This window comes from Frankia sp. CcMO1 (assembly GCF_977945845.1).
The window spans coordinates 1-4,308 of sequence record NZ_CDWTMG010000324.1 but is presented as its reverse complement, the minus strand read 5'-3'; the positions used below and the strand labels follow the sequence as shown (position 1 = coordinate 4,308).

Below are 4,308 nucleotides of genomic sequence, written 5' to 3'. Positions count from 1 at the left end.
TAGTCGTGCACGCGCGCGGAGGTGGCGACCTGCTGCAGGTCCGCTCGTGCCCCGGTTCCGGTCATGCCTCCGCCCTCCGGACCAGGCATTCGGCGTGAACCCCCGAGAGATCACCTGGACACCGGCCCGGCAGCTTCATGGGTCCCGCGATCGTTGCGCCGGCCTGATCGCCGACGTTGCCTCCGTCGAGGCCGGGCGGGTCAGGCAGGGAATCGCGCACCTCACGCCTCCCCGTTGTGTGGATCGCGGATTCAGTCGGTGGCGACGCTATGGATGCCGCGTGTCGGTGATTCGCAAAGGCGTTGCGACTACCGTGGAATCCATGGGCGGTCTGGACCTGGATGGTCTGCCGACCGGGCGGCGCATCGCCGTCCTGCGCAGTCGTGCCCGGCTGACGCAGGCAGGGCTAGCGATGCGGCTGCACCGCTCCACGTCCTGGGTGGAGAAGGTCGAGCGTGGCGTACATGTCGTGGAGAACCTTGCGACGCTGCGGCAGGTCGCCGACGCACTCGGTGTGCCGCTGACGGTGTTGCGTGAGGACCTGGACCCCTCCCGGCCGGGCGGCACAGCGCTGGCGCCGCTGCGGCTGGCGTTGACCGGCTGGCACCCCGACGTAGAACCGCGCCCCGCCGCTCGCCTGCGCGCCGACGTCATCGCGGCCGGCGACCTGTGGCAGACCCGGCGGGACTGCTACAGCACCGTCACCCCATTGATCCCGCCCCTGGTCGCAGAGGCCCGCATCGCGGTCGACGCCGCGGCTGGGGAGGCTCGGCGCGCGGCTCTGGTGACGTTGACGCTGATCTGCCAGGTGGCCCAGGAGGTCGCCGCCCGCCTCGGCGAGCCCGACCTGTCCTGGATCGCCGCCGATGCCGCGGTCGAGCTTCACGCCGCAGAGCGAGAGTCGCCATCGGCTCGCAGCGCGTACGGGGCGCTGCGCTTGTGTGGTTCGGTCGCGGCCGCTCGGGCTGGTGACCGCAGCGACGCGGCGGACCTGTTAAGGGCTGCCCGCTCGACGGCCGACGCGTTGGGCAAGGACCGCAACGACCACTGGCAAACGTTCGGGCCCACCAACGTCGGCGTGCACGCGGTCTCGGTCGCGATGGAGCTGAGCGACCCCGACACCGCCCTCACGGCCGCCGAGGAGGTCGACCCGGGTCGGCTGCTCACCCTGGAACGTCAGGCCACGCATCGCGTGCACGTCGCCCACGCCCTGGTCATGCGCCGCCGGCCGGACGAGGCGTACCGGCACCTCGTCCTCGCCGAGCGCCTCAACCCCGAAGGCCTGCCGCACGACACCCTCGCCCGCGATCTCGTCCGCGGCATGTTGCGCCGCAAGGGCAGCAAGCCCGCTGGCCTCAGCGCATTGGCCACACGGCTACGCGTGGCCGGCTGACGTACACCCAGTCCGCATGGCGCGCGGGAGCGGCGAGTCGTTCCGCAACTTCCGCATCCGCGACACTCCTGATCAGTTGGGTTGGCAGTCGTCAGCATGATGAGGCCGAGGCCGTGCGATGACGTCAGGAGATCAGCCGCAGATGTGTGGTTGATTCATCTGCATGGAGTTCACCCTGACCGACGCGGTGTCGCCTGACTGCATCACCTATCTCGACGGCGTCGCGGCCACCGCAGGCGCGCTGGACTACAAGCATCGCCTACTCCATGCGTTGCGTGTGCTGCCCGAGCAGGTCGTCGCGGATATCGGCTGCGGGTCCGGGACCGATCTTCCCGCTTTGACGACGGCGGTCGGCGCCCGCGGCACCGTGATCGGTATCGACTCGGACCCCCGCATGACGAAAGAGGCGCGGCGACGCCACGGCGAACGCCCCAACGTCGGCATCCTCTGCGGCGACGCCCAGGCGTTGCCGATGGCCGACACCTGCCTCGACCGCGCCCGCCTCGACCGTGTCTGCCAACACCAGCCCCGCCGTGCCCTCCCGTTGACGGGGACGTCGCGGTCGAACTCGGTGCCGGTGGCTCGCAACACAAGCCAGCCGCCGAGCCAGCGACGATTCGGGGCGGCGCCGACAGCGTGCCCGCTGGCGCCACGCTTTCGCCGGCGTAGCCGCGTAGTGAGGGACGACGAACAACGGCAGCGGGAGGGACAGCACCCGAAGGGCGCCGGTCACACCTGTCCGAGTGACCAGGCTGGTTGCTGGGTTGGCGAACTCGATCCTGAAAGGCAAGAGATGGTCGGTGAGCGGGGCGTTAAGGTTCCGGGATGAGCAAGGTCGATGCCCAGCGGGCGATGCGTGAAGCCCGGTACGCGGCACGAGCGAACCGAGCAGGCTCCGTGACTCCTCCTGCCGCGATCCCGCCACCCGCGGCGGTCGTCGGGCGCGCTACCTCCCCCGCGCCACCGGAGCCGGAGCCTCCCAGTCCGGCCGCCGCCGGGGGTGTCGACGTCGCCCTGTGCGGCCATCGCAACATGAGCAACAAGAGTTGCCAACGACCAGCTGGTCATGCCGAGAAGAGCCACCGGTATCGGTAGCTCCGCTGCATACCCAGCAGGCGCGGACTCACTCGGGGTCAGGACCCCGAGTCGGGCTCCTGACCCGGCTCAGCCTGCTCAGTCCCGGGAGCGCGGCTGCCGACCCGTCCGTAGCTTCTCACGATGAGGGCGAGCCCCACCAGCGCGGTGATGGGTCCGATCACCGCCCAGATCCGCTGACCGTTCATCCCGCCTGACTGGCCGAGCAGGTCGAGTCCTTGCAGGGTCCAGATGACCCCGGCGACGGCCAGTAGGACGCCGAGACCGAGGTAGAGCGATCGCCGCACGGGAACCTTCCCAGAAGTTGAGCTGGCATCAGGCGGGTGATGCCACGAGCGTGACCGATGGCCCGAGCACCGATCACCCGCTGGGCGCGAGGGCTGGGTGCCACGGGAGTGTACGTACCGGATTGGCATCGCGGTTCGTCATCGCGTGAACCAGTGGGCGGGGGTGTCGCCGAGTTCGGCGCGGAACGCTGCACCGAACGCGCTGGGAGTTGCGTATCCAACTCGGGCTGCGACAGCCGTGGCCGTCATGCCGCCGGCGAGGAGTCGGAGTGCTTCGAGTATGCGTAGCCGGCGGCGCCACTGTCCGACGGTCATGCCGGTGTCGGCGCGGAACGCGCGTTCCAAGCTGCGGCGGCTGGCGCCCACCCGGTGGGCGAGTGCGGCTACGGAGGAGGTGTCGCCGGGGTTGTCCTGCAGGGTCGCGGCGAGCGTGACCGCGCGTGGGTCGCGCGGTGCGGGCAGTTGCAGCGGTGTATCGGGGAGCGTGACGAGCTGGTCGGCCAGGACGCCGATCAGTCGTCGGTGGACCGGGTTTGCCAGTCGCAGCGGCGCTGATCGTACGGCGTGCAGGATGAGCTCTCGCAGGAGCGGTGGAACGTCGATCACCCGGCAGGTGGGCAGCAGGGCCAGCGATTGGGCCAGGTACAGGGTGCGTAGCGTGGCCGCGCCGGACAGGTGGAGTCGATGACGGACGCCGGCCGGTACCCAGGCCGCCCGGTGCGGCGGTACGACCCATGATCCGTCCGGGGTGTGAACGGTCAGGACGCCGTGGACGGCGTAGACGAGCTGACTCCACGCTGGATCTTGAGGTAGATCAAGCCAGCCGCCGGGGTGGGATACCGGATAGCACCGCACATCTGGTTCCGACTCGCCGACCGCCTGACGCATTCTCGACAGGATACGCCGCGATAGCGGTAGTGCGTACCTGTCAGCACCCCTACCTTCCTGCTCATGACCAAGCTGTCCCACATCGCGATCAACGCCGACGACACCTCCGCCAGCCGCGCCTTCTACCGGGCGACCTTCGGCTGGCAGTTCTCCGCCTGGGGACCACCAGGCTTCTACCGCGTCGAGGCGGACGACCCCCGCGGGCCAGGTGTGACCGCCGCGCTCCAGCAGCGCCGCCAGTTGCTGGCCGACCAGCCGACCACCGGGTTCGAGTGCACCATCGCCGTGGACGACGTCCACCAGGTCGAGGCGACCGCCCTGGCCGCCGGCGGCCGGTTACTCATGCAGACCACGACCATCGCCGGCGTCGGCCATCTGATCTGGCTCGCTGACCCCTCCGGCAATGTGGTGGGCGCCATGCAGTACGACAACAACGCCTACTGACCGCGAACATCCGACGATGCACACCACGATCAACTGCCCCCCAGGATGACGCGGACTCCCTTGGTGGAGCCGAGGTCGACAGGAGCGGTGCTGCCACCGGTGCAGGCGCCGCGGCCGGTTGCGGTGGCTCGGTACGAAGATCCGAACTGGTAGGCGCCGCCACCTTGGCTGTTGGCGGCTGGCTGGGTCCACACCACGCGC

The 4,308-nt window shown here is 69.8% G+C and carries 6 protein-coding genes; 4 read left to right on the top strand and 2 right to left on the bottom strand.

Going from position 1 to position 4,308, the window contains the following annotated elements; genetic code table 11:
• Positions 1-322: 322 nt before the first annotated feature.
• From AC08OU_RS23065 to AC08OU_RS23055, 3 genes are all read left to right on the top strand, one after another.
• Positions 323-1,393, top strand: coding sequence for a helix-turn-helix domain-containing protein (locus tag AC08OU_RS23065; protein ID WP_476605785.1), 1,071 nt, complete (start codon positions 323-325; stop codon positions 1,391-1,393).
• A gap of 163 nt (positions 1,394-1,556) precedes the next feature.
• Positions 1,557-2,222 (top strand): methyltransferase domain-containing protein, encoded by a 666-nt coding sequence (locus AC08OU_RS23060; protein WP_476605784.1) that lies wholly within the window; start codon positions 1,557-1,559, stop codon positions 2,220-2,222.
• Positions 2,219-2,488 carry a hypothetical protein gene (locus AC08OU_RS23055; RefSeq protein ID WP_476605783.1) on the top strand — a complete coding sequence of 90 codons (270 nt, stop codon included), beginning with the start codon at positions 2,219-2,221 and terminating at the stop codon, positions 2,486-2,488. The genes AC08OU_RS23060 and AC08OU_RS23055 overlap by 4 nt, the downstream gene beginning before the upstream one ends.
• Before the next feature lie 38 nt (positions 2,489-2,526).
• On the opposite strand, the gene AC08OU_RS23050 is transcribed toward AC08OU_RS23055, so the two are convergent.
• Both AC08OU_RS23050 and AC08OU_RS23045 read right to left on the bottom strand, forming a co-directional pair.
• On the bottom strand, positions 2,527-2,775 hold the full coding sequence (locus AC08OU_RS23050; RefSeq protein ID WP_476605782.1) for a hypothetical protein: 249 nt from the start codon (positions 2,773-2,775) through the stop codon (positions 2,527-2,529).
• A 138-nt stretch (positions 2,776-2,913) separates the two neighbouring features.
• On the bottom strand, positions 2,914-3,630 hold the full coding sequence (locus AC08OU_RS23045) for an AraC family transcriptional regulator (protein ID WP_476605781.1): 717 nt from the start codon (positions 3,628-3,630) through the stop codon (positions 2,914-2,916).
• Between the two features lie 96 nt (positions 3,631-3,726).
• Between AC08OU_RS23045 and AC08OU_RS23040 the strand changes: the two genes are divergently transcribed.
• Positions 3,727-4,107, top strand: coding sequence for a VOC family protein (locus AC08OU_RS23040; protein ID WP_476605780.1), 381 nt, complete (start codon positions 3,727-3,729; stop codon positions 4,105-4,107).
• Positions 4,108-4,308 lie beyond the last annotated feature (201 nt).